Annotated in this window: 22 protein-coding genes; 12 read left to right on the top strand and 10 right to left on the bottom strand. The window is 62.5% G+C overall.

What is annotated here, in order from left to right:
- Positions 1-49 precede the first annotated feature (49 nt).
- From LB513_RS14460 to LB513_RS14445, 4 genes are all read right to left on the bottom strand, one after another.
- Positions 50-700, bottom strand: coding sequence for an OmpA family protein (locus LB513_RS14460; protein WP_224664185.1), 651 nt, complete (start codon positions 698-700; stop codon positions 50-52).
- A gap of 181 nt (positions 701-881) precedes the next feature.
- Entirely contained in the window at positions 882-1709 is an 828-nt protein-coding gene (locus tag LB513_RS14455; RefSeq protein ID WP_224664184.1) for an alpha/beta hydrolase, read from the bottom strand.
- 10 nt (positions 1710-1719) lie between these two features.
- Positions 1720-3207 carry an NAD-dependent succinate-semialdehyde dehydrogenase gene (locus LB513_RS14450; protein WP_224664183.1) on the bottom strand — a complete coding sequence of 496 codons (1488 nt, stop codon included), beginning with the start codon at positions 3205-3207 and terminating at the stop codon, positions 1720-1722.
- A 17-nt stretch (positions 3208-3224) separates the two neighbouring features.
- A complete protein-coding gene (locus LB513_RS14445) occupies positions 3225-4451 on the bottom strand; it encodes an iron-containing alcohol dehydrogenase (RefSeq protein WP_224664182.1) in 1227 nt (408 codons plus the stop codon).
- 192 nt (positions 4452-4643) lie between these two features.
- On the opposite strand from LB513_RS14445, the gene LB513_RS14440 reads away from it, so the two are divergent.
- The 5 genes from LB513_RS14440 to LB513_RS14420 all read left to right on the top strand — a co-directional run bounded on the left by LB513_RS14440 (position 4644) and on the right by LB513_RS14420 (position 9603).
- Positions 4644-5345 (top strand): GntR family transcriptional regulator, encoded by a 702-nt coding sequence (locus LB513_RS14440; protein WP_224664181.1) that lies wholly within the window; start codon positions 4644-4646, stop codon positions 5343-5345.
- An 11-nt stretch (positions 5346-5356) separates the two neighbouring features.
- Positions 5357-6943, top strand: coding sequence for a sugar ABC transporter ATP-binding protein (locus tag LB513_RS14435; RefSeq protein WP_224664180.1), 1587 nt, complete (start codon positions 5357-5359; stop codon positions 6941-6943).
- Complete coding sequence (locus LB513_RS14430; RefSeq protein WP_224664179.1) at positions 6940-7938, top strand: ABC transporter permease; 999 nt, start codon at positions 6940-6942, stop codon at positions 7936-7938. The genes LB513_RS14435 and LB513_RS14430 overlap by 4 nt, the downstream gene beginning before the upstream one ends.
- A 55-nt stretch (positions 7939-7993) precedes the next feature.
- A complete protein-coding gene (locus LB513_RS14425) occupies positions 7994-8944 on the top strand; it encodes a substrate-binding domain-containing protein (RefSeq protein WP_224664178.1) in 951 nt (316 codons plus the stop codon).
- Between the two features lie 65 nt (positions 8945-9009).
- A complete protein-coding gene (locus tag LB513_RS14420; protein WP_224664177.1) occupies positions 9010-9603 on the top strand; it encodes a DJ-1/PfpI family protein in 594 nt (197 codons plus the stop codon).
- 116 nt (positions 9604-9719) lie between these two features.
- On the opposite strand, the gene prfB is transcribed toward LB513_RS14420, so the two are convergent.
- From prfB to LB513_RS14405, 3 genes are all read right to left on the bottom strand, one after another.
- Positions 9720-10851, bottom strand: a protein-coding gene (prfB, locus tag LB513_RS14415; RefSeq protein WP_224664176.1) for a peptide chain release factor 2 whose coding sequence is annotated in 2 segments (ribosomal slippage) — positions 9720-10784 and positions 10786-10851 — 1131 coding nt in all. Because the reading frame shifts where the segments join, the coding sequence is not laid out codon by codon here.
- A 123-nt stretch (positions 10852-10974) separates the two neighbouring features.
- Positions 10975-13431: a penicillin-binding protein 1A gene (locus LB513_RS14410; RefSeq protein ID WP_224664175.1), complete on the bottom strand. Its 2457-nt coding sequence runs from the start codon at positions 13429-13431 to the stop codon at positions 10975-10977.
- 213 nt (positions 13432-13644) lie between these two features.
- On the bottom strand, positions 13645-14907 hold the full coding sequence (locus tag LB513_RS14405) for an N-acetylmuramoyl-L-alanine amidase (protein ID WP_224664174.1): 1263 nt from the start codon (positions 14905-14907) through the stop codon (positions 13645-13647).
- A 648-nt stretch (positions 14908-15555) separates the two neighbouring features.
- On the opposite strand from LB513_RS14405, the gene LB513_RS14400 reads away from it, so the two are divergent.
- Positions 15556-18507 (top strand): ribonuclease E/G, encoded by a 2952-nt coding sequence (locus tag LB513_RS14400; protein ID WP_224664173.1) that lies wholly within the window; start codon positions 15556-15558, stop codon positions 18505-18507.
- An 83-nt stretch (positions 18508-18590) separates the two neighbouring features.
- On the opposite strand, the gene LB513_RS14395 is transcribed toward LB513_RS14400, so the two are convergent.
- Both LB513_RS14395 and LB513_RS14390 read right to left on the bottom strand, forming a co-directional pair.
- Positions 18591-19520 (bottom strand): glutaminase, encoded by a 930-nt coding sequence (locus LB513_RS14395; RefSeq protein ID WP_224664172.1) that lies wholly within the window; start codon positions 19518-19520, stop codon positions 18591-18593.
- 4 nt (positions 19521-19524) lie between these two features.
- Positions 19525-20673, bottom strand: a complete 1149-nt coding sequence (locus tag LB513_RS14390) for a pyridoxal phosphate-dependent aminotransferase (RefSeq protein WP_224664253.1) — start codon at positions 20671-20673, stop codon at positions 19525-19527.
- Positions 20674-20818: 145 nt separating this feature from the next.
- Here LB513_RS14390 and LB513_RS14385 point away from each other — a divergent pair, with 145 nt between their 5' ends.
- The 6 genes from LB513_RS14385 to aat all read left to right on the top strand — a co-directional run bounded on the left by LB513_RS14385 (position 20819) and on the right by aat (position 26130).
- The gene (locus tag LB513_RS14385; RefSeq protein WP_224664171.1) at positions 20819-22213 is read left to right on the top strand and encodes a M48 family metalloprotease; all 1395 of its coding nucleotides are present in this window, start codon (positions 20819-20821) and stop codon (positions 22211-22213) included.
- A gap of 70 nt (positions 22214-22283) precedes the next feature.
- Positions 22284-23093 carry a DsbA family protein gene (locus LB513_RS14380; RefSeq protein ID WP_224664170.1) on the top strand — a complete coding sequence of 270 codons (810 nt, stop codon included), beginning with the start codon at positions 22284-22286 and terminating at the stop codon, positions 23091-23093.
- Between the two features lie 133 nt (positions 23094-23226).
- Complete coding sequence (gene aroQ, locus LB513_RS14375) at positions 23227-23661, top strand: type II 3-dehydroquinate dehydratase (protein ID WP_224664169.1); 435 nt, start codon at positions 23227-23229, stop codon at positions 23659-23661.
- Between the two features lie 26 nt (positions 23662-23687).
- Positions 23688-24146, top strand: a complete 459-nt coding sequence (gene accB, locus LB513_RS14370) for an acetyl-CoA carboxylase biotin carboxyl carrier protein (RefSeq protein ID WP_224664168.1) — start codon at positions 23688-23690, stop codon at positions 24144-24146.
- A 10-nt stretch (positions 24147-24156) separates the two neighbouring features.
- Complete coding sequence (accC, locus tag LB513_RS14365; protein ID WP_224664167.1) at positions 24157-25500, top strand: acetyl-CoA carboxylase biotin carboxylase subunit; 1344 nt, start codon at positions 24157-24159, stop codon at positions 25498-25500.
- Between the two features lie 12 nt (positions 25501-25512).
- A complete protein-coding gene (gene aat, locus LB513_RS14360) occupies positions 25513-26130 on the top strand; it encodes a leucyl/phenylalanyl-tRNA--protein transferase (protein WP_224664166.1) in 618 nt (205 codons plus the stop codon).
- Positions 26131-26133: 3 nt separating this feature from the next.
- On the opposite strand, the gene LB513_RS14355 is transcribed toward aat, so the two are convergent.
- The gene (locus LB513_RS14355) at positions 26134-26517 is read right to left on the bottom strand and encodes a hypothetical protein (protein ID WP_224664165.1); all 384 of its coding nucleotides are present in this window, start codon (positions 26515-26517) and stop codon (positions 26134-26136) included.
- Between the last annotated feature and the right edge of the window lie 28 nt (positions 26518-26545).

Here is a 26545-nt window from a genome sequence, read left to right as displayed (position 1 = left end):
ACAAAAACGGCCCGTCGCAGGGCCGTTTTCTTTTTCAATTCCGCCTTGTTCAGGTAAGCGGCGACAGCTGGATCTCGACGCGCCGGTTCTGGGCGCGGCCTTCCGCCGTTGCATTGGATGCGATCGGCCGCGTCTCGCCGAAACCGGTAACGGCAAAGCGGCGCTGATCGACGCCCTGACCGGAGAGATAGTTGGCCACCGCCAAGGCGCGACGCTGCGACAAGTCGAAATTGTGTTGATCGCCGCCGGTCGAATCGGTGTGGCCGAAGACGTCGACCGTTGTCTGCTTGAATTTCTTCAGCACCAGCGCGACCGAATTCAGCACCCGATAGAAGCCGGGCTTCACCGCATCCTGATCCGTGTTGAAGGTGATGTCGGACGGCATGTTGAGGATGATCTGGTCGCCGCTGCGGGTGACACTCACGCCGGTGCCTTCGAGCTGGCGACGCAGTTCGGCCTCGTTCTGGTCCATTGTGGCGCCGATGGCGCCGCCGGCCAGCGCGCCGATGCCAGCGCCGATCAGGGCGTTGCGGCGGTCATTGCCGCCGGCAAGCAGGCCAAGGCTTGCACCAGCCAGCGCGCCAAGGCCGGCGCCGGCCGCAGTGTTGGAAATCTTCTGGTCACCAGTATACGGATCGGTGGTGGTGCAGGCGCTCACCAGCAAAGCCGTCGCCACGACGACGAGCACGGTCTTCTTCATAGGTCGGTCCCTCTCCAAATCACGCCTTATAAAGTGGCGCCAAATCAGCCCTTGCGGCGACTTGTACCATGAAATGCGGCGAAAAACGGAACGGGAAAAGGACGAACCGCGGCTTTTCCCGGCGGCAATTTCCGACGCTCCGCTAGACGTCCACGGCTCCGTCCAGCCGGAAAAGGCGCGATCAGCGCGCGGCGATGCCGCCAACGACTCTCATCAGCAGGCTTGCTTCCCTCGTGCCCGCCACGCCGAGGTCGCGGACACTGCTCATGTGATTACTGCCCGGCAGCGCTATTCGCTCTACGACCAGGCCCTGAGTTTCCAGGCGAGCCGCAAGGGCCTGTGCCTGGAGATGGAAAGGCGGAGTTTCCTCTCCTCCCACCAGGATGCTGACGTGAACATCCCTGTCGAACTCATGCGTCAGCGGCGAAAACGCCGCGACTTCCTGGTCGGTGATTGAGATCTCGGCAGCGAGAAACGAATTCTGGAGAGGCTCCAAGTCGTAGAGACCGCCAAGCAGCAGCGCCGCCCGGACTTTCGATGGCGCACCTGCTTCGTCGAACAGCATCGTTGCAAGATGAGCACCGGCAGAATGTCCGCTGATGGTGAAACAGTCAGGGTCGCCGCCATAGGTCGAAATGTTATCCAAGACCCATTGTTTGGCACGCCGCACCTGATCGACGATCGTGGCCATTCGCACCGACGGCATCAGCGCATAGTCAATGATGACCGCGATGGCGCCCGAACTCGTCACCGTATCGGCGACATAGGAATAGTCGCTTTTCGAAAACATGCGCCAATAGCCGCCATGGATAAACATGTGCACCGGCAGGTTGCGGCTCCGGTCCTTCGGAAAGAACAGGTCGAGCCGCTCCGTCAGGTGAGAGCCATAGCCGATATCGGCCACCATGGGCAGCGTCGCGCGCGTCGCCGCACTGCGAGCGACTATGTCGGCCACGATGTGATCGAAATCGGGGACATAGTCGCGAATGCGAAATGGATCGTTCGCCATGGAAGCCGTCTTAGAACGTGACGGCGATGTATTTCGCCTCCATGAACTCCGCGATGCCGTGATGCTGACCCCCCTCCCGGCCAAGGCCGCTCTGCTTGACGCCGCCGAATGGTGCTGCCGGATCGGACATCAGCCCGCGATTCAGGCCGATCATGCCGGCCTCGATGCCGGAGGCCACCCGCATCCCGCGCCCGACATCGCGTGTATAGATATAGGCTGCAAGGCCGTACTCGGTGTCATTGGCGCGCGCTATGGCCTCCGCCTCGGTCTCGAACCGGGTGATGGGGGCCACTGGCCCGAAGATCTCCTCATGCGCCATCTCCGCTTCGGGCGACACCTCGGTCAACACCGTCGGCGGATAGAAGAAGCCGTCTCCTTCCGGAACCGAACCGCCGCACAGCACTTTGGCTCCGCGGCCCACCGCGTCCTTGACAAGGCGGTCGATCTTGTCGACGGCTTTCCTGGTGATCATGGGTCCGCATTCGGTGGCGGCATTCGTGCCGATGCCCACCTTGAGCGCAGCCATGCGCTTTCTCAGCCCCTCGGCAAAGGCGTCATGGATGCCCGACTGCACATAGAGGCGGTTGGCGGCGGTGCAGGCCTCGCCGGCATTACGCATCTTGGCGATCATGGCCCCGTCGAGAGCGACATCCAGATCAGCATCGTCGAAGACCAGGAAAGGCGCATTGCCGCCGAGTTCCATCGAACAGGAGATCACGTGCTTCGCCGCCTCACCGAGCAAGGTGCGCCCCACGCCGGTCGAACCGGTGAAGGAAAGCTTGCGGACCCGCGGGTCGGCCAGCATCGCCGATGTCATTGGGCCGGGATTGGTCGTGGTGAGCACGTTGACCACGCCGGCCGGAACGCCTGCGTCGCTGTAGAGTGCGGCCAAGGCATAAGCCGTCAGTGGGGTCTCGCTCGCCGGCTTCAGGATAACCGTGCAGCCGGCCGCCAGCGCCGGGGCGATCTTGCGTGTCGCCATGGCGGCTGGGAAATTCCACGGCGTGATCAGCACGCAGATGCCGATCGGCTCATAGTCGACCACGATGCGATTGGTGCCTGAGGGCGCGGTGCCGAACTCGCCTGTGATGCGTACGGCCTCCTCGGCGTTCCAGCGGAAGAACTCGGCGGCGTAGGCCACCTCGCCGCGCGCGTCGCGCAGCGCCTTGCCGTTCTCCAGCGAGATCAGCATGGCCAGGGTTTCCGACCGTTCCACCATGAGTTCGAAACAACGCCTGAGGATTTCCGAGCGCTTGCGAGGGGCTGTCTCTCGCCAACCCTTGGCCGCCTTGGCGGCGGCCTCGACGGCATCGCTTGCGTCCTCAAGCGTTGCATTGGGAACCGCCGCGATCACCGCCCCGGAGGACGGATCGACGACATCGATGAGGCGGCCATCCGACGACTGGCGCCATGTGCCACCGATGTAAAGCCCGTGGGAGAAGCCGCGCACGTCGTAACCGTCCTGATCGATTCGCGGAGCGTTTGGGGAAATGTTCATTGTCTCGTTCCGTGGGTTCACATGGCGCAGGCGGCGAGATCGCCGTCATGGGCCGCCTGGACCAGGCGTCTCATGGCGGCGAGATCGAACGGGCGCGGATTGTTCTTGATCAGGCGCTCTATGCCGAGCGCCTGCTCGGCAGCCCAGTCCAGCTTGTCTGCGGGAAGGCCCAGAGCCGCCAGTGTCGGGGTGATGCCGATCGCCGAGAACAGGCGCCTGATTTCCTCGATCGTCGCGGCCGCCATATCCTCGGCGCTCCGCCCCTCGGCCTCGAGGCCGAGCGCCGTGCCTATCTCGGCAATTTCGGCTGACGCCACACGGCTGTTGTAAGCCATGACGTAGGGCATCATCGTTGCGACCCCGAGCCCGTGCGCAGTGTGGGTCAGCGCGCCGGCGGGATACTGCACGGCATGCGCCGCCGCCGTTCCAGCCGTGCCGAAGGCGCAGCCCGCTGCCAGAGCGCCCATCATCACGTCGGCGCGGGCATCTGCGTCAGCGCCGTCCGCGCAGGCCTTCTCCAGGCTGCGGCCCAGCAGCTTGATGGCCAACAGCGCGAAGTGGTCTGTCAGCGCCGTCTTGCCGATGAACACGTGCTGTTGCGGCAGATTTGGATCCTCGCCGCGTCGCATAGCGGTGAACGCCTCGATCGCGTGCGTCAATGCGTCGGCCCCCGCAATGGCGGTCAGGCCGGGGGGACAGGTCATCGTCAGTTCGGGATCGCACAGAGCGACGGCGGCGATGAGATGGGGACTGGATATGCCCACCTTCAGTGTCCGATCCGGATCCGCGATCACCGCTACCGGCGTAACTTCGGATCCTGTGCCGGCGGTCGTCGGCACGGCGATGAGCGGCAGCGTCGGGCCCGGCACCTTGAACTCACCGTAGTACTCCTCGAGCTTGCCGCCATGGCTAAGCAGCAAGGTGGCGCATTTGGCGAAATCGAGGCAGCTGCCGCCACCGATGCCGATGACCATTTCAGGCCCGAACCTTTCCGCTTCGTCGACGCAAATCCGGACCGTATCGCGCGGCACATCAGGCAGAACGCGGTCGTGCACCAGCACGTCGATCGCTGCAGATCGCAGAGATTCGATCATCTCGGCGAACACCGCCGTGCCGGCGAAACGTTCGTCGGTACAGACCAGCGCGCGCCTACCCAGCCTGGCGGCTACGGTCGGCAGCACATGGCGCTGTCCCTTCCCGAACAGGATTTCGCGCGGAAGCCGGAGGGCGGCGAAAAGGCTCATGATGATCAGCGTCCTTTGGCTTCGGCTGTTTCAGTTGCGGGTGGAGCACGGCCAGGCGAACTCGGCTCGGAAAAATCACCGTCTCAAGCTCGCCCCGACCGCTAGAACATATCCGCTTTAAAATCGTATAGGATATAGGATTGCATCGACCGGAGCATCGTGTTAGCCATCCTCTCTGTCAAGAGGCAAAAGATGCAGACTGCGAACATACCCGATACGACCGATACGATCGCTGGCGCCGGCCGCATCCAGCGTTCCAATAGTCTGGTCGAGGACGTCTACGAGGCGATTTTCGCCCAACTGATGGCACTGAAGATCGCGCCCGGTTCGCGCATCACGGTCGACAGCCTCGTCAAGGAGTTCAATGTCTCGCACACCCCCATCCGCGAGGCGCTCGGCCGCCTCGAAGGCGAAGGGCTGGTGCTTAAGACCCATCTGATTGGTTATCGCGCCTCCCCGCAGATCACGCGGCGCCGTTTCGACGAATTGTACGAGATGCGCCTTCTGCTCGAACCGCACGGCGCGGCGAAAGCTGCCGCCGTCATGGACGAGGCCAAGCTCAACGTCTTGCTCGAGGCGGCCGGCGTCATGTCGCGCCGCGGCGGCAAGGACGATCGGCTGCGCTATTCGAACTTCGCAAGGCAGGACGCAATCTTCCACGACAAGATCATGGAGTTCTCCGAGAACCAGCTCATTCGCGAGACATTGAGCCACCAGCACACCCACTTCCATATCTTTCGCCTGATGTTCCATTCACGCGTGACCGAGGACGCCCTCGACGAGCATGAGGCGATCCTGGCAGCGTTCGGCTCAGCCGACCCGGATGCCGCCGAGCGGGCCATGCGCGTCCACATCGAGCACTCGCGCGATCGCCTGCTGCCGGCGTTCGATTGAGGCCGTAACCGATGTCGCTTGCCGCCAATATTGTCGCAGAGGGAGGAAGCACGTTGCGACTCGGCGAGGCGCCGGGTGCCGCCGAACCGGTTCTGCATGCTGAAAACCTGTCGAAGCAGTATGGCCCGGTGACCGTACTGTCCGACATCAAGCTCGACATTCTGCCCGGCGAGATTCACGCCATCATCGGCGAGAACGGCGCCGGCAAGTCCACCTTGATGCGGCTGCTCTCAGGCTATGTCGAACCGACGCGGGGCTCGTTGTCCATGGGCGGCGTCCCGGTGAAATTCATTCGGCCAGCCCAGGCGCAGAATGCCGGCATAGCGCTGGTCCATCAGGAAATCCTGCTCGCCGAAGCGTTGACGGTGGCCGACAATCTGTTTCTCGGACGCGAGCTTTCGCACGGGGCCGTTGTGGACGACCGCGCCATGCGGCGGCTGGCGGCGGAGAAACTGGCACAGATCGGCTGTATGGTCTCGCCGACAGCGCTGGTGCGCGACATCTCCCTCGCCGACAGGCAGATGGTGCAGATCGCCCGCGCGCTGCTCGACGACTACCGGGTGGTGATCTTCGACGAACCGACCGCCGTGTTGACCGGCGATGAGGTCGAGCGGCTGCTGGAGATCGTCCTGCAGTTGAAGGCGCATGGGACGGCGGTGCTCTATATCAGTCACCGGCTGGACGAGGTGCAGCGGATCGCCGACAAGGTCACGGTGCTGCGCGACGGCAAGATGGTCGGCACTTATCCCGGCAAGACGTTGAACCAGATGGACATGGCGCGTCTGATGGTCGGCCGCGAACTGGCAGCGCTCTACCCGCAAAAGAGCGCCGCGCCTTGCGGCGTCCCCATGCTGAGCGTGCGCAACGCCACCGTCCCCGGCCATGCCAAGGACGTGTCCTTCACCGTCCACAAAGGCGAAATCCTCGGCTTTGCCGGCATGATCGGCGCCGGGCGCACCGAACTGTTCGAAGGCATCGTCGGTCTGCGCCCTGCGACCGCGACGGTCGAACTCGAGGGCAAGACGGTCCACTTCCATTCGCAGCGCGCCGCCATCGATGCCGGCATCGGCTACCTGACAGAGGATCGCAAGGGTAAGGGACTGCTGCTGCATGAACGACTTGCCCCGAACCTGACGCTTTCCGCGCTCGGCGCATTCCATCCCGGCCTAGCCATGGGGAGACGCCGCGAGGCTGCGGCGTTGGAAGTGGCCGTCGGGACGTATGACATCAGGCTGAAGTCGCTTGGCGCCAAGGCCGGCCAGTTGTCAGGCGGCAACCAGCAGAAGCTGCTGTTGGCCAAGGTGCTGCTGACCGATCCTTCGGTGGTCATCATCGACGAGCCTACGCGCGGCATCGACATCGCCAACAAGGCGCAGATCTACGCCTTCATCCAGGGCCTCGTCGCCAAGGGGAAGGCCTGCATCGTCATCTCTTCGGAGATGCAGGAACTGATCGGCATCTGCGATCGCATCCTGGTGATGCGCGAGGGGCGAGTGACCGGCGAGGTTTCCGGCGAAACGATGACCGAAAGCAATGTCGCATTGCTGGCGACCAGTGGCGCGAAGCCGATGCTGGTTGCCGAGGGAGAGACAAAATGACCGCGATCACCGGATCGGCGCCGACACGGCGCGAACGCGAGTTCAACATCAGTTGGACCGATATCGGACCCTTCCTTGCGCTGGCAGCGCTTTTGGTTGTCGGCTTCATGATCAACCAGGACTTCCTGTCCGCCACCAACCTCGCCAATGTCATCACCCGCAGCGCCTTCATCGCCATTATCGCGGTCGGCGCGACTTTCGTCATCTCGTCGGGCGGGCTCGATCTTTCCGTGGGCTCGATGGCCGCCTTCATCACCGGCATCACCATCATGTTCATGAACGCGGTGGCGCCGCACGCTGGCATCTGGGCCATCCCCGCCGGCATGGCGGTAGCGATCGTGGTGGGAATGGCGTGCGGGCTCGCCAATGGCCTCATCGTCACTGTCGGCCGCATCGAACCTTTCATCGCCACGCTCGGTACGATGGGAATTTTCCGCGCTTTGATCACCTACCTGACCGACGGCGGCACGATACCAATCGACCGCTCGCTGCGTGAAGCCTACCGGCCGGTCTATTTCGGCACGGTAGCGGGCATCCCCATTCCGATCCTGATCTCGGTGGCGGTCGCCGCCGTCGCATCCTTCATCCTCTACAAGATGAAATATGGTCGCAAATGCGCGGCTGTCGGCGCCAATGAGGATGTCGCGCGCTATTCCGGAATCTCCGTGATCAAGACGCGCACCATCGCCTACATCGTTCAGGGGGTCTGCGTCGCGATCGCGGCCATCTGCTATGTGCCTCGGCTGGGTGCCGCAACGCCGACCACCGGACAGCTTTGGGAGTTGCAGGTGATCACCGCAGTGGTGATCGGCGGCACGGCGTTGCGTGGCGGCAAGGGGCATGTCTGGGGAACCGTGGCCGGTGCGGTGATCCTGGAGCTGATCGCCAACCTCATGGTGCTGTCGGACTTCGTCTCCGAATATCTGGTTGCCGCCGTACAAGGCGTGATCATCATCATCGCCATGCTGATCCAGCGGTTTTCCAATTCGAAATAGCCCCGCTTTCGGACCACGCGGGGTCAAGTTTTTGCAGGTCCACTGGGAGAAGTTAATGTTCGGTACAAAATGGATCGCCGCGGCGGCACTCGGCTCGCTGCTGCTTGCCGGCCAGGTCATGGCCCAAGACAAGAAAGTGGTCGCGGTTTCGATACCGGCGGCCGACCACGGCTGGACCGCGGGCGTCGTTTATCATGCGCAACAGGCTGCCAAGGAAATCAACGCGGCGTTTCCGGGCGTGGAAGTCGTCGTCAAGACGTCTCCGTCGGCCGCCGAGCAGGTGAGCGCCCTCGAGGACCTGTCCGCCAGCCGCAAACTGGATGCGCTGGTCATCCTGCCCTACAGTTCGGAAGAACTGACCCAGCCAGTGAAGACCATCAAGGGTGCGGGAACCTTCATCACCGTCGTCGACCGGGGCCTCACCGACGCCTCGGTCCAGGATCTCTATCTTGCGGGTGACAACATCGCCGTGGGCGCCAATACGGCGAAGTTTATGATCGACAAGCTTGGTGGCAAGGGCGACCTGGTCGTTCTACGCGGCATCCCGACCGTTATCGACGACGAGCGCATCAAGGGGTTCCAGGATACGATCAAGGGTACAGGCCTGAAGGTGCTGGACATTCAGTACGCGCACTGGAACAGCGATGAAGCGTTCAAACTGATGCAGGACTATCTGGCCAAATATCCACATATCGATGCGGTGTGGGCCAATGACGACGACATGCTGCTCGGCGTGCTGGAAGCGGTCAAGCAATCGGGCCGGACAGATATCAAGCTGGCCCTTGGCGGCAACGGCATGAAAGATATCGTCAAGAAGGTGATCGACGGCGATGCGATGACGCCGATCGAGACCCCCTACCCTCCGGCGATGATCAAGACCGCGATCTACATGACCGTCGCCAATCTGGTTGGCCAGGCGCCGGTGCGTGGCACCGTCAAACTTGACGCGCCGCTGATCACCCAGGAAAACGCCAAGGAATACTATTTCCCCGACTCCCCGTTCTGATTTCAAGAAGCCAATGCGGGACGCTGGAACTGCGTCCCGCGCATCACTCAAGAGAGGAAGCGACCATGCCAGGCAAGAAAATACTGATGCTCACCGGCGAATTCACCGAAGAGTACGAGATCTTCGTCTACCAGCAAGCGATGGAAGCCGTAGGCCACACAATTCACGTGGTTTGCCCCGACAAGAATGCCGGCGACGTGATCAAGACTTCGCTGCACGATTTCGAAGGCGACCAGACCTATACTGAAAAGATGGGCCACTACGCGCTTATCAATAAGACTTTCTCCGAAGCTGAGCGGCAGCTCGACCAGTATCACGCCGTGTACTGCGCGGGCGGCCGCGGCCCCGAATACATCCGCACCGACAAGCGCGTGCAGGCGATCGTTCGCCATTTCCATGAAGCCAAGAAGCCGATCTTCACGATCTGCCACGGCGTCCAGATCCTGATTGCCGTTGACGGTGTCGTGCGGGGCAAGAAGGTCGCCGCACTGGCGGCCTGCGAGCCGGAAGTGACGCTGGCGGGCGGCACCTATATCGACCTGTCACCCACCGATGCTTATGTCGACGGTACGATGGTTTCGGCAAAGGGCTGGACAGCGCTTGCCGCCTTCATCCGCGAATGCCTGAAGGTGCTCGGAACGGAAATCCGCCACGCCTAGATCAAGGCGCTTGTGAAACGGCTCCGGGGAAAGCGCATGGCGCTTTCCCCGGAGAGTTCAGTAGACACAAGCTGATAGAGCAATTCGCCGTTTGCTTGAAACGACGATGTCTGGGCTTAATCCAGGTCGGCGACCACCTCGCCGGCGCCACCCTCGATGCGCTGCGACAGCGAAGCTTCCATGAAATCGTCCAGGTCGCCATCCAGCACGCTCGACGGGCTCGTGCTCTCAACGCCTGTGCGAAGGTCCTTCACCAGCTGATAGGGCTGCAGCACGTAGGAGCGGATCTGGTGGCCCCAGCCAATATCGCTCTTCGACGCTTCGGTGGCGTTTGCCACCGCTTCGCGCTTCTTCAGCTCTTCCTCGTAAAGGCGCGAGCGCAGCATCTCCCACGCCTTGGCCTTGTTCTTATGCTGCGACCGCTCGGCCTGGCAGGCGACCGCGATGCCGGTGGCGAGATGGGTGATGCGCACCGCCGAATCGGTTGTGTTGACGTGCTGCCCGCCCGAGCCCGACGACCGATAGGTGTCGATGCGGACATCCGATTCCGAAACATCGATCTCGATCGTGTCATCGATCACCGGATAGACCCAGACGCTGGCAAAGGAGGTGTGGCGGCGGGCATTGCTGTCATAGGGCGAGATGCGCACCAGGCGATGCACGCCCGATTCCGTCTTTAGCCAGCCATAGGCATTGTGGCCCTTGATCAACAGCGTGGCGGACTTGATGCCGGCTTCTTCGCCGTCATGCATTTCCAGCACTTCGACCTTGAAGCGGCGGCGCTCGGCCCAGCGCGTATACATGCGCAGCAACATCGAGGCCCAGTCCTGGCTTTCAGTGCCGCCGGCGCCGGCATGCACTTCGAGATAGGTGTCGTTGGAGTCGGCCTCGCCCGAAAGCAAGGTCTCAACCTGGCGCGCCTTGGCTTCGCCCTGCATCGAACGGAGCGCGGCCTCCGCCTCGGCGATGACGCCCTCGTCGCGCTCTTCCTCGCCGAGTTCGATCAGCCCGATATTGTCTTCAAGCGCCTGTGTCAGGCGCTTCACCGAGGCGATCCCATCCTCGAGACCCTGCCGCTCGCGCATCAGCTTCTGCGCCTCCAGGGGCTCGTTCCAGAGGCTGGCGTCCTCGGCGCGCACGTTCAGGTATTCAAGCCGCTTTATGGCCTGATCCCAGTCAAAGATGCCTCCTCAGCAGGGTGATCGCCTGCCTGATCTCGTCGACAATGTTCTGCGTTTCCGCGCGCATGGCTGGCTGTTCTATCCTGGTTGCTTAAATGGCGTTCGGTCGGCGCGATACATAGGGATGGCGCCCCCGGCTGTAAAGCGAAATGGGCCGGCGCATGACCAGCCCACCGGCTCGTGACAATCGTCAGTAAAGTCCGCCGCCGCCGTCCTGGATTTCCTGGTTGGCTTGCGGCGACAGCGCGCCGCCGGTGGCGTTGGAGCCGTCGGCGCCCATGCCGATCACCCAATAGCTGTCGGCCGGCCCGGTGCCGGGCTTGAAGGCTTCGATGATGGTCCCGGGATCGCCCTCCGCGGAGCGCATGCCGGTCTTGCGATTGATCGCGACCAAATTCATGCCCTCCGGCACTTTGAAGTCGACATTGGGCGTGCCATCCAGCGCCACGCGCATGAAGTCCTTGAAAATCGGCGCGGCGAGACCACCACCGGTGGCACCATGGCCAAGACCACGCGGGGTGTCGTAGCCCATATAGAGCCCGACAACGAGATTGGGCGTGTAGCCGATGAACCAGGCGTCCTTCTCGTCATTGGTCGTTCCGGTCTTGCCGGCGATGTGACGGCCAAGCTCGCCGATGGTGGCGCCGGTGCCGCGCTGCACGACGCCCTCCATCATCGATGTGATCTGATAGGCGGTCATCGGATCGAGCACCTGCTCGGAATTGTCGACGAGTTCCGGCTCCTGCTGGTTCTGCCACTCGGGTGCGTTGCAGCCCTGGCAGCCGCGTTCGTCCTGCTTGAAGACCGTCTTGCCGTAGCGGTCCTGAATGCGGTCGATCAGCGACGGTTTGATCGACTTGCCGCCATTGGCCATGATCGAATAGGCCGAGACCATGCGCATGACGGTCGTTTCGCCGGAACCCAGAGCCATCGGCAGATAGGGCGCCAGATGATCGTAGACGCCGAAGCGCTCTGCATATTCTACGACCAGCTTCATGCCCATGTCATTGGCAAGGCGGACCGTCATCAGATTGCGCGACTTCTCGATGCCCGAGCGCAGGGTCGCCGGCCCGGCTGCCCCCCCGTCGTAGTTCTTCGGCGTCCAGGTGGTGTTGCCGCTCTGGATGGTGATGGGTCCGTCCATGATCACCGAGGCCGGCGTGTAGCCATTGTCGAGCGCCGCCGAATAGACGATCGGCTTGAACGAGGAACCGGGCTGACGCATGGCCTGGGTGGCGCGATTGAACTCGGACTGCGCGTAGGAGAAGCCGCCGACCATCGCCAGCACCCGGCCGGTGTGCGGATCCATGGCAATCAGGCCGCCTTCCACTTCCGGAACCTGCCGCAGGCTGTAGGCCCCGTCAGCGCCATCGTTCTTCTGAACGAAGATAACGTCGCCCGGCTTCAACACATCCGCGGGGGACTTTGCCTTGACGGTCTTGCCGCCGACAACATGGCGCATGGCAAAGCCCATGTCCTCCTTGCTGACGGTCCCCTGCACACGTTCCTTGACGATATCCCCAGATGCCTGCCGCGCCGGCTGCAGCCCGATCGTCAGACCGGAGGCCGAACTTTCCAGTACGACCGCCAGCGACCATTCGGGCACATCCTCGAGCCCCTTGACGTTGCCCAGCGGCACGCCCCAGTCCCCCGACACGTCGATGGTCTTTACCGGTCCGCGATATCCGCGCAGGGTGTCGTATTTTAACAGGCCGCTCTGCATCGACTTGCGGGCAATGAGCTGGATCTTTGGATCGAGCGTCGTGCGGACCGAAAGGCCGCCTTCGTAAAGCGCATTCTCGCCGTAACGGGCGATGATCTGGCGGCGGACTTCCTCGGTGAAATACTCGCCGGCAAAAAGATAGGTGCCGTTGCGGCGCGGCGTCACGCCCAGCGGCTCGGCCTTGGCCTTGTCGCCTTCCTCGCGTGTGACGTAACCATTCTCGACCATCTGGTCGATGACCCAGTTGCGGCGCTCGATCGCGCGGTCGGCATGCTTGAAAGGATGGTAGTTGTTCGGACCCTTCGGCAGGGAAGCGAGGTAGGCCGCCTCGGCGACGGTCAACTCGTTCACCGATTTGTCGAAATAGGTCAGCGCCGCACCGGCAACGCCATAGGCGCCGAAACCGAAGAAGATCTCGTTGAGATAAAGCTCAAGGATTCGATCCTTCGGATAGGCCTGCTCGATGCGGAAGGCGAGGATCATCTCCTTGATCTTGCGCTCGTAGGTCTGGTCAGCAGTCAAGAGGAAATTCTTGGCCACCTGCTGGGTGATGGTGGAGGCGCCGACCTGCCGCCTGCCGGAACCGAAATTCTGCAGATTGACCAGGATGGCACGGCCAAGGCCGGTCACGTCGATGCCGGGGTGGTTGTAGAAATTCTTGTCTTCGGCGGAGAGGAAGGCCGCCTTGACCCGATCCGGGATGGCCTGAATCGGAAGGTAAAGGCGGCGTTCGCGTGCGTATTCCGCCATCAGCGCGCCGTCGGATGCATGAATGCGGGTGGTAACCGGCGGCTCGTACTTGGCCAGCACCTCGTAGTCAGGCAGATCCTTCGACAGATGGCCGATGTAAATAGCAATGCCCGCCGCGACCAGAAGGGCCAGCGTCGTGCCGATGCCAAAGAAATAGCCAATAAGGCGAATCATACCCGCTCCAGTCCTTGGTTCGGGAATTCCCTAAACGAAGCCGCCTTTCGCGCAAGCTTCCGAGCCGGTCCCAATCCATGATCGAAACCCATGTCGCGGCCATGTGGACAAAATGCGGCAATGCCGGATTTCATGACCGTAAGCCGGAAATAAAGCCGCTGGGTGTTGTCGTCGCGCAACGCCGCCCAGGGTTGCGGAGCGTCGCCGGGCATCTCAGCCGCCTGCCCTCGTTTCGGTACGGGCGGAAGCGAACAATGCGATGGCGTTGGTAATGCTCTGGGCGGCCTTGCCGCGCCAGTCGGCGTCGAGCAGTTGCGCCTCGTCCTTGGCGTTGGAGAGATAGCCCAGTTCGACCAATACCGACGGCACGTCCGGCGCCTTGAGCACCCTGAAACCCGCCGAACGCTGCGGATTGTTGATGAGGCCGACGCTTGTCGAGAGCTGCCCGACGAGCGTGTGGGCAAAACTCATCGAGAAATTGTGCGTTTCACGGCGGATCAGGTCGATAAGGATGTCGGTGACCTCCTTATTGTCGTTCTTGATCTCCAGGCCGGCGAATTGGTCGGACAGGTTTTCACGGTCGGCAAGCGCCTGCGCCTGCGGGTCCGAAGCCTTGTCGGAGACAGTGTAGACGGTGGCGCCGCGGATGCCTTTGACACTGATCGTGTCGGCATGGATGGAAATCAGCAGGTCGGCCTCGTGCTGCCGGGCAATGCGAACGCGATCGTCGAGACGCAGGTATTCATCGGTATCGCGCGTCATGAAGACTTCGTAATTGCCGACGGCCGAGAGCTTATCACGCAGTTCCGTGGCGAAGGCGAGCGTGACATTCTTCTCGATGGTGCCGTTCAGGCCTTCGGCGCCGCCGTCGACACCGCCATGGCCGGGGTCGATGACGACGGTGAAGCGATGGCCTGGATTGGAGACCGGTCCGGTGCCGACCCGCCCGCCCTTGTCAGCGGACACGGTCGATCCGGTGGTCAGGGCCTGATTGGCAAGCGCGGCTTCGAACTCGCGCTCGGAAGCCGCCGACATGTCTATGGCAATACGATAGCCGCTCCCGTCCTCGTTTTTGAGCACGTCCAGCTTGTCGACGGCGAATGGCCCCTTGCCGGTGAGAATCAACCGCGAAACGCCATCGCCGAGTTGACCCAGCCGCACACCCTTGACCAGCCCTCGAGCCTTCAGATCCTTGGCGTCAAAGGCAAATCGCGTATTCGCCAGATCGATTACAAGACGATTCGGGGCGCGCAGAAGGAACCATTTGATTTCGGGCTCGCGATCGCAATCCATTACGATGCGCATCTTGGTGGCATCGCCCGCCATCTTGTAGCTTTTCGCGACAAGAAGCGCGTCGGCCGCATTGGCAATCGATGGAAACCCGAACGAGATTGCCGCCAGCAGCAAGAGGCATAGGGCGCCAGGAATCCACCCGCCAACACGACCTGCCTTGTTCGTGAAGTCCGCCAATCCCATCTGTCTTCCAGTCGCTCCGGGTTTGGCGCCAGGCGCCCTCGTTCATCGAAATGCCGTTCAGGCCGCGAACTCGATTAACGATTGGTATCCAGAGAAGGTTAACCAAGCCTTTTCACGCCTCGTTTGGCCCCACCTTCCGTTACGGAACTGCTTTTTGCCGGCATCGGAAATCGGGGTTGCCTTCCACCCCGCCAAATCATAAAAGCGATGGTGGATCACTGCAATCCTGGAACCGCCCTCCTCCGCAGCTTCCTGCTACAGGGTCAGATGAAAGGCGGCTCCTTTCGCTTCTTGCGAAAAGGGTTCAAGTGGTTGCGACGAATTTCGCAGGTGTGCTCCCGTGGCGGGGGAATCGCCTGCGTGAGGAAAACGGCCGGGTTTGTCCCCGCGCCGGCTCTGTACGAGCAAACAAGCTGGTCCGGTTCTGCCGGGCTTTGGTTCAAAAGGTTTCGCCGGTGACGATGGCTTCAAGCGCAATCATGGAAAGGTCCGCATCAAACCGCGCCAATATGGCTGCGGGCGGCACCGCCATCGCGCTCAAGCGGCGACCGGCGGACGTTCAAGTATCCGGCACCCACATTGCACGCACGCAGCAGCAGGCCTTGCCTCGCAGACTGCGGCTGATGGCTGCCGGAAGGAAACGAAATAATGCCCAACAAAATGCTGATAGACGCCTCCCACCCGGAGGAAACACGCGTTGTCGTCGTCCGCGGTAACCGCATCGAAGAATTCGACTTTGAATCCCAGGACAAGAAGCAGCTCAAAGGAAATATCTATCTCGCACGCGTAACGCGCGTCGAACCTTCCCTTCAGGCGGCGTTTGTCGAATATGGCGGAAACCGCCACGGCTTTCTCGCCTTCAGTGAGATCCATCCCGACTACTACCAGATTCCGGTCGCCGACCGTCAGGCCCTGTTGCGCGCGGAAGCGCAGGAGGCTCAGGACGAAGAGGACGAGGATGGCGAAGGTGACGACCGCCAGAACCGTGACCGCGGTCGGCGCGGCCGCCGCCGGGGCGGCAAGACCCGCGACCGCGGTGAAAACAAGCGCGATTCCGGCGATGCAGGCGAAGGCTCCGGCGAGCAAGGCGACGATGGCGACGTCGTTGTCGAGGAGATCTCTTACACTTCGGAAGTCATCGAGCACGCAGCCGACGCATCGGAGCATTCAGATAGTCCGGAACAGGCCGATGCCACCCCTGGTGAAGAAGGTTCGGCCGAGCCGGACGACTCAGAGCCAAGTGAGGGTGGACCAACATCGATCGCCGCCGCCATCGAAGGCGATGTGATTTCGGAAGCCGTCGCGCAGACCGAACAAGGTACAGAGGCAACGACCGGCGACAATGACCGCGGCATGCTGGAGGAAGTACAGTCCTCGCATCCCGACGACCACGAGGTCGAATCGGTCGGCGCCGAGGATGCGCTGGAAGAAGTGCGTAACCGCCGCAAGCCGGTGCGCCGCCAGTACAAAATCCAGGAAGTGATCAAGCGGCGGCAGATCCTGCTGGTGCAGGTCGTCAAGGAAGAACGCGGCAACAAGGGCGCGGCGCTCACCACATATCTGTCGCTTGCCGGCCGCTATTCGGTGCTGATGCCGAACACGGCGCGCGGCGGCGGCATTTCGCGCAAGATCACCAGCGCGGTCGACCGCAAGCGTCTCAAGGAGGTCGTTGCCGACCTCGAGGTGCCGCAGGGCATGGGCGTCATCCTGCGCACCGCAGGCGAAAGCCGCACCAAGGCCGAGATCAAGCGCGACTATGAATATCTGATGCGGCTTTGGGAAAACGTCCGCAATCTCACCCTGCAATCGACTGCCCCTGCCCTGGTCTACGAGGAAGGCAGCCTGATCAAGCGTTCGGTCCGCGATCTCTACAACAAGGATATCGACGAGATCCTTGTCTCGGGCGAGGAAGGCTACCGCGAGGCTAAGGACTTCATGCGCATGCTGATGCCCAGCCATGCCAAGGTGGTCCAGCCGTTCCGCGACACCACGCCGATCTTCGTGCGCAACGGCATCGAAGCACAACTCGATCGCATGCTGCAGCCGCAGGTGACGCTGAAGAGCGGCGGCTACATCATCATCAACCAGACCGAGGCGCTGGTTGCCATCGACGTCAATTCGGGGCGCTCCACCAAGGAGCACTCGATCGAGGACACGGCGCTGCACACCAATCTCGAAGCCGCCGAGGAAGTCGCTCGGCAGTTGAGATTGCGCGACCTCGCCGGCCTGATCGTCATCGACTTCATCGACATGGAGGAGAACCGCAACAACCGCTCCGTCGAGAAGCGGCTGAAGGATCACCTCAAAAACGACCGCGCGCGCATCCAAGTCGGCCGCATCTCGCATTTCGGCCTGATGGAGATGTCACGTCAGCGCATCCGCGCCAGCGTGCTGGAATCGACGATGAAGCCTTGCCCGCATTGCGGCGGCACCGGCCATGTGCGCTCCGATTCATCGGTTGCGCTGATGGTGGTGCGGGCAATCGAGGAATTCCTGCTCAAGGATTCGCGCAGCCACATCACCGTGCGGACGCCAGCGGCGACCGCGCTCTACGTGCTCAACCACAAGCGCGGTACGCTGGTGGAACTCGAAAGCCGGTTCGGGCTGACAATCACCATCGAAGCTGACGATTCGGTCGGCTCGCAGCACTATGCGATCTTGCGCGGCGCGCTGGCTGAAAAGCCTGAGGGCTTCGTCGAAGCCCGCAGTTTCCCGGCCTATGCCGAGCCGGAGGAGCCCGAGGAGGACATCGTCGCCCTGGATGAAGAGGATGACGAGGCACCGGTGCAGGCCGAGCAGCCGCGCCAACCGCAGCAGCAACAGCCGCGACCCGCCGCCGTCGGCGAGGAAGGCGAAGGCCGCGACCGCAAGCGCCGCAAGCGCCGTAGGCGGCGCGGCGGCAAGGATCGCGACCGCGAGCATGGAGCCCCGGCGGATGGCGCTTCCATCTCCGCTGCGGCCGAGGAGTTCTCCGCTTCGGCGAACGAGGCCGGCGACGGCGACGGCGACGCGGAAGCGGACGAGGACGCCCTTCCCGGCGTGGCCGAAGCCTCCGAGACCCCCGAGGCTTCGGACGAAGGCCAGGGTAAGAAGCGTCGGCGCGGAAAGCGCGGCGGCAAACGCAATCGCCGCGAGGACGGCGAAGGCGAGGTCGAGGCAAGGACCGGCGAAGCGACCGAGGCTTCCGAGACCGATGCTTCCGAAAGCGAACCCGCGTCGATGGAGCCAATGGCTGTCGCCGTAGTGGAAGAGCCGGCGGCTCCCGTCAGCGACGACGCGCAGAGCGCCGAGAAGCCCAAGCGGGCACGGCGCCCGGCCAAAGCGAAGAAGGCAGCCGCCGAGGCGGTCGCCGAGACGACCGCTGTCGAAGCGGCCGTGGAAACGGCTGCTGAGAAGCCGGTGGAGGTTGCCGCGGAAACAGCGGTCCCGGTTGTCGCGGAAGAGCCCGCGAAGGCCCGGCCGTCACGACGCAAGCCGACGGCTGCCATCGATACACCTGTGGTGCCGGTGGTTTCCTCGACAGTGGCCGATGAGCCGGACGCCAAGACCGAAGAAAAGCCAAAGCGTGCGGGCTGGTGGCAGCGGAAGGGCTTTTTCTAAGCTTTTCAAATCTTTGAACTGATTTTCCGACAAACAGAATCCCGCGCTCGTCAAAAGACGGCGCGGGATTTTCATGTCTAGAGTTACGGCGCGAAGATCGACCAGTTCATCATTTTGGCAAGCTTCTCCAGCGCGATCGAGCCAAGCTTGGAATTGCCGTTGGCGTTCAGGCCCGGTGACCAAACCGCAAGCGAGGCGATCCCTGGGACAATTGCCAATATGCCGCCGCCGACGCCGCTCTTGCCCGGAATGCCGACGCGGAAGGCGAAATCCCCGGAGCCGTCATAGTGGCCGCAGGTCAGCATCATCGCACCGATGCGTCGCGCGCGCTCGGCCGACACAACGGTATGCCCCGTCGCCGGGTTCTTGCCGCCATTGGCAAGGAAGCGGCCGGCGAGAGCCAGTTGACGGCAGTTCATGGCGATGGCGCAATGATGGAAATAGACGCCGAGCGCCAGTTCGGGTTCATGCTGCAGGTTCCCAAAGGACCTCATGTAATTGGCGAGCGCGAAGTTGCGGTAGCCGGTTGCACGCTCCGACGCGGCAACCTCACGGTCGATAATGATCGTGTCGTCGTCGGCAAGGAACTGGATGAAGCGCAGGATCTCACCGATCGCCTCGCGCGGCTGATGGCCGGCCAGCAGGATGTCGGAAATGACGATGGCGCCGGCATTGATGAACGGATTGCGCGGAATGCCGTTCTCATGTTCGAGCTGCACGATCGAGTTGAATGGATTGCCTGACGGTTCGCGTCCGACCCTTCTCCACAATGCGTCGCCGACATTGCCGAGTGCCAACGTCAGCGTGAACACTTTCGAGATGCTCTGAATCGAGAAGGCCTGTTCGGCATCGCCGGCGGTCAGCACCCGGCCGTCAGTGGTGACGGCGGCAATACCGAATTTCCGCGGATCGACCTTGCCCAGCTGCGGGATATAGGACGCGACGGCCCCTCGATCGGTGCGTTCCGCCATTTCGGATGCGACTTCGGCCAGAGCCTGCTCCAGGTCCGGCATGACGCTACCTCAGCCAGCGTTCGATGCGCGCCATCGCTTCAACCATGTCGTCATGGCTGCCGGCGTAGGAAAAGCGCATGGTGCGGTGTCCTGCCTGGGGATCGAAGTCGCGGCCGGGCGTGGCCGCCACGTGGGCTTCCTCCAGCATCTTTCGGGCGAAGGCCATGCTGTCATTGGTATGCCGCGTGACATCGCAGAAGGCATAAAATGCGCCATCCATGGGCGCCGCCAAAGGAAAGCCGAGTTCCGGCAGGCGCTGCATCAGCAACTCGCGGTTCCAGGCGTAGCGGCCCTTGACCGCATCCAATTCCTCCGTGGCGCCGAACGCCTCGATCGCGGCGATCTGTGACAGCTCCGGCGGCGATATATAAAGGCTCTGGGCGATCCGCTCGACCGGCCGGACCAATGCCTCCGGCAATACCATCCAGCCGATGCGCCAGCCGGTCATGCAATAGTATTTCGAGAAGGAATTGATCACCGTCACGCCGTCTCCAAAGGCGAGCGCGGTCGTGTCGGGTGCGGCATAGGCCAGCCGGTGGTAGATCTCATCCGAAATCACCGCAATCCCAAGCGTTTCCGCCGTCCTCACCAGCATTGCAAGTTCATCCGCCGGGATCACCGCGCCGGTGGGGTTGGCGGGACTGGCGAACAGGACGCCCTTCAGCGGCTTTTCGCGGTGCGCGGTTTCCAGATGGCCGGCGTGCAGATAGGCGGCATCGCCGAGCTCTATCTCGACGATGTCGATGCCAAGCGCGGCCATGATGTTGCGATAAGCGGGGTAGCCGGGCGCGGCGATGGCGACACGGTCGCCTGGATCGAACATGGCCAGGAAAGCGAGGTTGAAGGCCGCCGACGAACCGGTGGTGACCGCGATCCGGCTGGGAGAAACATCGAGGCCGTAGTGATCGGCGTAGTGTCCGGAGATCGCCTTGCGCAACGGCGCCAGGCCGAGCGCGTCGGTGTAGCCGATTCGACCGTCCCGCAGCGCCTCGGCCGCCGCCGCGCGAACGCGGGCCGGCGCCGGATCGGAGGGCTGGCCGACCGCCATGGAGATAACCGAGACGCCCCGCGCCTTCAACCGGTTTGCCTCGGCCAGGATATCCATGGCGTGGAACGGCTCGACATTGCCACGGCGTGAGAGCGAAACGACCATCTGCAACCCATTTTCCCGCGGCTGCCCCACCAAGCTCGGCCAGCCGCGCCGCACAATTGCCCGATTGATGTGAGGATCACAAGTTGAGGAAGTTTCCGGCGCCGACTTTTCATCCTTCACCCGCTCGTCTACCAGTGGACTTGTCATGTTCAGCCGACCCAAATCGACGATTGCCCCGGCAGCACGTGTCTTCACGTCCCTTTTGCTCGCGGCCGCCGTCGCCCTGTCAAGTTCCGTCACCGCCTTCGCGCAGAGCGTGCCGGTGGTACGCGACGCCGAGATCGAGGCGCTGGTGCGCGACTACGCGCGCCCGATCTTCAAGGCGGCCGGGCTGGCGAACGACGGCATCGACATCGTGCTGGTCAACGATCAGAGTTTCAACGCCTTCGTCACCGGGCGCCGCCTGTTCGTCAACACCGGCGCGCTGATGACGGCGGAAACGCCCAATGAGATCATTGGCGTCATCGCGCATGAGGCCGGCCATATCGCCGGTGGCCATCAGCAGAAGCTTCGCGACCAGCTCGAACGCGCCAAGACGATGGCGATCATCGCGACATTGCTCGGCGCCGGCGCCATGGTGGCCGGGGCGACCACCAACAGCCGCGGGCTGGCTGGAGCCGGCATGGGCGTCGCGGCGGGCGGCGGCGAGATGGCGCAGCGCAGCATCCTTGCCTATCAGCGCACCGAGGAGATGACCGCCGATCGTTCGGCGATCACCTATCTCAACGCCACCGGCCAGTCGGGCATGGGTATGCTGAAGACATTCCAGCGCTTCCAGAGCGCACTGTCTTTGTCGGGCGCCCAGGTCGATCCCTACCGCATCAGCCACCCGATGCCGCGCGACCGCATCTCCAATCTCGACGTTCTGGTGAAACAGAGCCCGTATGTCGACAAGGCCGACCCGCCGGCCCTGCAGCAGCGGCACGACATGATGCGGGTCAAGATCGCTGCCTATATGGAAGGCCAGGCGGCAGCATCGCGGCTGATGCGCAAGATGCCGGGCACTCTCGCCGCGCGATACGGCGACGCCCAGTCGACATACCTGTTCGGTGACATCGGCCTGGCGCTGGCCAAGACCAACGCATTGATCAAGGAGCAGCCGAAAAACGCCTATTTTCAGGAATTGCGTGGCGACATCCTGATGAAGGCGAACAAGCCCAAGGATGCCGCCGATGCCTATGCCAAGGCCGTCAGCCTCGATCCGGCGCGGTCAGGCTTGCTGCCGGTGTCGTTGGGTCAGGCGCTGATGGCCGTCGGTACGCCCGACTCCCTGAAGAAAGCCGTGGTGCAGATCAACAATGGGCTCGGGCGCGACAAGGAAAACGCTGCGGGATACCGGTATCTGGCGCAGGCCTATGGCGAACTGGGAGACATTCCGGGCGCCGAACTTGCCACTGCCGAGGGTCACTTCTATTCAGGCGCCTACAAGGACGCGAAGATATTCGCCATGCGGGCGCAGCAGCAGATGAAGCGCGGCGAGCCGCGCTGGCTTCGCGCCCAGGATATTATAAACTACGCACCCTCTAAAAAGATCAAGTGAACCCTACGGCCGCTCGGCGCGACACAGCCAGGACAGAGCGGCCGGACAACAGGCAGAAGGAAAAGGCGCGATGACAAAGGCACTGTTGTTGGGGACCACGGGCGTAGCGGTCGCTCTTGCCATGTTGGCTGTCGGATTCGTGGCCGGGAGCCCGGAGAGGGCGAACGCCGGCACCGGCACTGCACAGCCGATCCAGGCGGCCGCCGTCGATACCAAGATCGACCGCACCGAGGTCGAAGGCATCATCCGCGACTATCTCCTGAAGAACCCTGAAGTTCTGCTGGAAGTCCAGGACGCGCTCGAAGCCAAGCAGAAGGAAGAGCAGCGCATTGCCCATCTGGGTGTCATCCAGAGTGCCAAGGACCAGATCTTCAACTCTTCCTTCGACGGCGTGGTCGGCAATCCGAACGGCAAGGTCACCATCGTCGAGTTCTATGACTACAATTGCGGCTTCTGCAAACGCGCCATCGACGACATGCAGGCACTCACCAAGTCCGATCCGGACCTGCGCTTCGTGCTCAAGGAATTCCCGATCCTGGGGCCCGATTCGCAGAAGGCAAGCTTCGTTTCCATGGCGTTCCATCTGATGATGCCGGAAAAATACGCGGAATTCCACAGCGCCCTGCTAGGCGGACAAGGCCGCGCCACCGAGGCGGCGGCCATCAAGGTCGCGATTTCCCTGGGCGCGGATGAAGCAACGTTGCGCCAGAAGATGAAAGATCCGTCGATCCCTGAGGCCTTCGCAAAGACCTACGACCTCGCCAACAAGCTGGCGATCACCGGGACGCCGTCCTACGTCGTCGGCAATGAGGTTGTATTCGGTGCGCTGGGACAGGAAGTCCTGGCCGAAAAGATCCAGGAGGCGAAAGCCGCCCTCTGAATTCTGCTCACGGACACATTTCCGCCCGTTGTGGACAGTGAAAGAAGGGCACTTTCGCTCTTTTCGCAGGCGTCTATGCCCATTATAGAGGGCCAGCGCGCCGGTTGATTTCGGCGTTGAAAAGGTCGGTTTTTTGAAAACGGTTTTTGTCCTGAACGGTCCCAACCTCAACGCGCTCGGCAAGCGCGAGCCGGGGATCTATGGCGGCAAGACGCTGGCCGCCATCGGCGAAGACTGCAAGCAGGCCGGAGCAGCGCTGGGGCTCGACATCGATTTCCGTCAGTCGAACCATGAGGGCGACCTCGTCGACTGGATCCAGGAAGCGGGCGACAAGGCCGTCGGCATCGTCATCAACCCGGGCGCTTATAGCCATACTTCGATTGCCATCCACGACGCTATCCGGGCGGTCGCGCCTTTGCCGGTCGCCGAGGTTCACCTTTCCAATATCCATGCGCGGGAACCATTCCGCCACGTTTCCATGGTCTCGCCGGTGGCGGTCGGCATGATCTGTGGCTTTGGGCCGCTCGGTTACACGCTGGCGCTGCAAGCGTTGGCGGCACGCCTATGACCGGCCAACAAACAGAAGGCTCGAAAATGTCGATTAAAAAGACCGGTGTTGACCAGCAGTTGATCCGTGATCTTGCGGGTATCTTGAACGACACCAACCTGACCGAGATCGAGGTGGAACTGGGCGACCTGAAGGTGCGCGTCTCGCGGCAGGCGCCTGCCGTCCATGCGATCGCGGCGCCACAGCAGAGCTATGCGCCTGCCTCGACGCAGGCTGCCGCCGTTGCGGCACCCGCGGCGGCCGAGCCTTCCAAGAACGCGGTCACTTCCCCGATGGTCGGCACCGCCTATCTGGCGCCGTCGCCGGATGCCAAGCCGTTCATCGAGGTTGGCCAGAAGGTCAAGGAAGGCCAGACGCTGCTGATCATCGAGGCGATGAAGACGATGAATCAGATCCCCTCGCCGCGCGCCGGCACGGTGGCGGCGATCCTGTTCGAGGACGCGACGCCGGTCGAATACGGCATGCCGCTCGTCGTGATCGAATAGAGCGGGCCGGATGTTTCAGAAGATTCTCATCGCCAATCGCGGCGAAATCGCGCTTCGGGTGCTGCGCGCCTGCAAAGAACTCGGCATCCAGACGGTGGTGGTGCATTCGACCGCCGACGCCGACGCCATGCATGTGAGGCTCGCCGATGAGAGCGTGTGCATCGGGCCGCCGCCGTCGCGCGACAGCTATCTCAACATCCACCAGATCGTCGCCGCCTGCGAGATCACGGGGGCCGACGCGGTGCACCCCGGCTATGGCTTCCTGTCGGAGAACGCCAAGTTCGCCGACATCCTGGCCGCGCACAACATCACCTTCATCGGCCCCACCGGCGACCACATCCGGATCATGGGCGACAAGATCGAGGCGAAGCGCACCGCCAAACGCCTCGGCATTCCTGTGGTGCCAGGTTCGGACGGCGCGGTGACCGATCAAAAGGAAGCCAGGCGCATTGCCGCCGAGATCGGCTATCCGGTGATCATCAAGGCATCGGCAGGCGGCGGCGGACGTGGCATGAAGGTCGCCCTCACCGAGGCTGACCTGGAGGTCGCCCTGCAGACTGCCAGCACGGAAGCCGGCGCGGCATTCGGCGACGATGCCGTCTACATCGAGAAATACTTGGAAAAGCCGCGCCATATCGAAGTCCAGGTGTTCGGTGACGGATTCGGTGGTGGCGTGCATTTCGGCGAACGCGATTGTTCGCTGCAACGCCGTCACCAGAAGGTCTGGGAGGAGGCGCCCTCGCCCGCACTCAACGCCGAAGAACGCGCGCGCATTGGCGGCATCTGCGCCAAGGCGATTGCGGACCTCGGCTATTCCGGCGCAGGCACGATCGAGTTCCTCTACGAGAATGGCGAGTTCTATTTCATCGAGATGAACACGCGCCTGCAAGTCGAGCATCCGGTAACGGAAGCCATCACCGGCATCGATCTGGTGCACGAGCAGATCCGCGTCGCATCGGGCGGCGGACTTTCGGTCCGTCAGGAAGACATCAAATTCAATGGCCACGCCATTGAATGCCGTATCAATGCCGAGGATCCGCGCACCTTCACCCCCTCGCCCGGAACGATCACCCATTTCCACACACCGGGCGGCCTGGGCATCCGGGTCGATTCCGGCGTCTATTCCGGCTACAAGATCCCGCCCTATTACGACAGCCTGATCGGCAAGCTGATCGTGCATGGACGCAATCGCGTCGAGTGCATGATGCGATTGCGGCGGGCACTGGATGAGTTCGTCGTGGACGGCATCAAGACGACCCTGCCGCTGTTTCGCGATCTCGTCGGCAATGCCGACATCGCCAATGGCGATTACGACATCCACTGGCTGGAAAAATACCTGGCCAAAGGCGAATAGCGCGGAGGCGCGATGACCCGTCCCTACGCGCCCGGCTATCGCATCCCCACCGACTTATTGCTCAAGGCCTATGCCTCGGGCGTCTTCCCGATGGCGGAAAGTGCCGGCGACCCGGAGGTTTTTTGGGTGCGGCCGGAGACGCGCGGCATCATCCCGCTCGACGGCTTCCACACGCCGAAAAGCCTCAGGAAAACGATCAGGAGAAGTCCGTTCGACATTCGTTTCGATTTTGACTTCGAGGCGACGATCGATGGCTGCGCCGAAAAGCGCGCCGAACGCCGCTCTACCTGGATCAACGCGCCGATCCGCGAAGCCTATGTGCAACTTCACCGGATGGGACATTGCCATTCGGTAGAGGCTTGGCGCGAAGACCGACTCGTCGGCGGCCTCTATGGCGTGTCTTTGGGACGGGTGTTCTTCGGCGAAAGCATGTTCGCCAAGGAGACGGATGCCTCCAAGACCTGCCTTTTCTATCTTGTCGAACGGTTGAGGGAACGCGGCTTCGCCTTGCTCGATACGCAGTTCACCACCGAGCACCTGAAACGCTTCGGCGCGGTCGATGTGCCGCGCGCCAAATATGAGAAGATGCTGGCCGAAGCGCTGAAGGGTGAAGCGGCGTTCTTTCCCTGAGGATCAAGCCTTTTGCGTCTCCAACGGCGTCTGCGCATGGAACATCAGTTTCCAGCCGTTGACGCGGTGGACATAGCCGCTGCTGACCAATGCGGCATAGGGTTCGCCGTTCTCGCGCGTCGCATGAGCCTCATAGGTCAGCATAATGATATCGCTGCCCGGCTCGATAATTCCCTTCAGGTCGATCTTCAGGCCGCGCCAGCGGTTGGGATTGGTCGCCGTCTTGGCGAGATCCGCATTGTCCATTGCCTGTGCCATGCCAGGAAAAGCCACCAGGCATTCGGTGTCGGCATGGGCTGAATAATAAGCCTCGTCACCGGTCCAGAAACCCTTCTCGAGTTCGAGAAGCTCTTTCTTGCTGGCCGTGATCCGCTTGCTGTCCGACATGGAACCTCCAGGCGCTCGACGCGCGCTC

It is taken from the genome of Mesorhizobium sp. ES1-1, from assembly GCF_020164785.1.
In the GTDB taxonomy this organism is placed as follows: Bacteria; Pseudomonadota; Alphaproteobacteria; order Rhizobiales; family Rhizobiaceae; genus Mesorhizobium.
The sequence above is the reverse complement of the archived record's forward strand: the minus strand, read 5'-3'. Positions and strand labels throughout refer to the sequence as shown.

Coding starts and splice junctions, on each gene's coding strand:
- LB513_RS14460 (WP_224664185.1), bottom strand. CDS start 700: ATGAAGAAGACCGTGCTCGTCGTCGTGGCGACGGCTTTGCTGGTGAGC.
- LB513_RS14455 (WP_224664184.1), bottom strand. CDS start 1,709: ATGGCGAACGATCCATTTCGCATTCGCGACTATGTCCCCGATTTCGAT.
- LB513_RS14450 (WP_224664183.1), bottom strand. CDS start 3,207: ATGAACATTTCCCCAAACGCTCCGCGAATCGATCAGGACGGTTACGAC.
- LB513_RS14445 (WP_224664182.1), bottom strand. CDS start 4,451: ATGAGCCTTTTCGCCGCCCTCCGGCTTCCGCGCGAAATCCTGTTCGGG.
- LB513_RS14440 (WP_224664181.1), top strand. CDS start 4,644: ATGCAGACTGCGAACATACCCGATACGACCGATACGATCGCTGGCGCC.
- LB513_RS14435 (WP_224664180.1), top strand. CDS start 5,357: ATGTCGCTTGCCGCCAATATTGTCGCAGAGGGAGGAAGCACGTTGCGA.
- LB513_RS14430 (WP_224664179.1), top strand. CDS start 6,940: ATGACCGCGATCACCGGATCGGCGCCGACACGGCGCGAACGCGAGTTC.
- LB513_RS14425 (WP_224664178.1), top strand. CDS start 7,994: ATGTTCGGTACAAAATGGATCGCCGCGGCGGCACTCGGCTCGCTGCTG.
- LB513_RS14420 (WP_224664177.1), top strand. CDS start 9,010: ATGCCAGGCAAGAAAATACTGATGCTCACCGGCGAATTCACCGAAGAG.
- LB513_RS14410 (WP_224664175.1), bottom strand. CDS start 13,431: ATGATTCGCCTTATTGGCTATTTCTTTGGCATCGGCACGACGCTGGCC.
- LB513_RS14405 (WP_224664174.1), bottom strand. CDS start 14,907: ATGGGATTGGCGGACTTCACGAACAAGGCAGGTCGTGTTGGCGGGTGG.
- LB513_RS14400 (WP_224664173.1), top strand. CDS start 15,556: ATGCCCAACAAAATGCTGATAGACGCCTCCCACCCGGAGGAAACACGC.
- LB513_RS14395 (WP_224664172.1), bottom strand. CDS start 19,520: ATGCCGGACCTGGAGCAGGCTCTGGCCGAAGTCGCATCCGAAATGGCG.
- LB513_RS14390 (WP_224664253.1), bottom strand. CDS start 20,673: ATGGTCGTTTCGCTCTCACGCCGTGGCAATGTCGAGCCGTTCCACGCC.
- LB513_RS14385 (WP_224664171.1), top strand. CDS start 20,819: ATGTTCAGCCGACCCAAATCGACGATTGCCCCGGCAGCACGTGTCTTC.
- LB513_RS14380 (WP_224664170.1), top strand. CDS start 22,284: ATGACAAAGGCACTGTTGTTGGGGACCACGGGCGTAGCGGTCGCTCTT.
- accB (WP_224664168.1), top strand. CDS start 23,688: ATGTCGATTAAAAAGACCGGTGTTGACCAGCAGTTGATCCGTGATCTT.
- accC (WP_224664167.1), top strand. CDS start 24,157: ATGTTTCAGAAGATTCTCATCGCCAATCGCGGCGAAATCGCGCTTCGG.
- aat (WP_224664166.1), top strand. CDS start 25,513: ATGACCCGTCCCTACGCGCCCGGCTATCGCATCCCCACCGACTTATTG.
- LB513_RS14355 (WP_224664165.1), bottom strand. CDS start 26,517: ATGTCGGACAGCAAGCGGATCACGGCCAGCAAGAAAGAGCTTCTCGAA.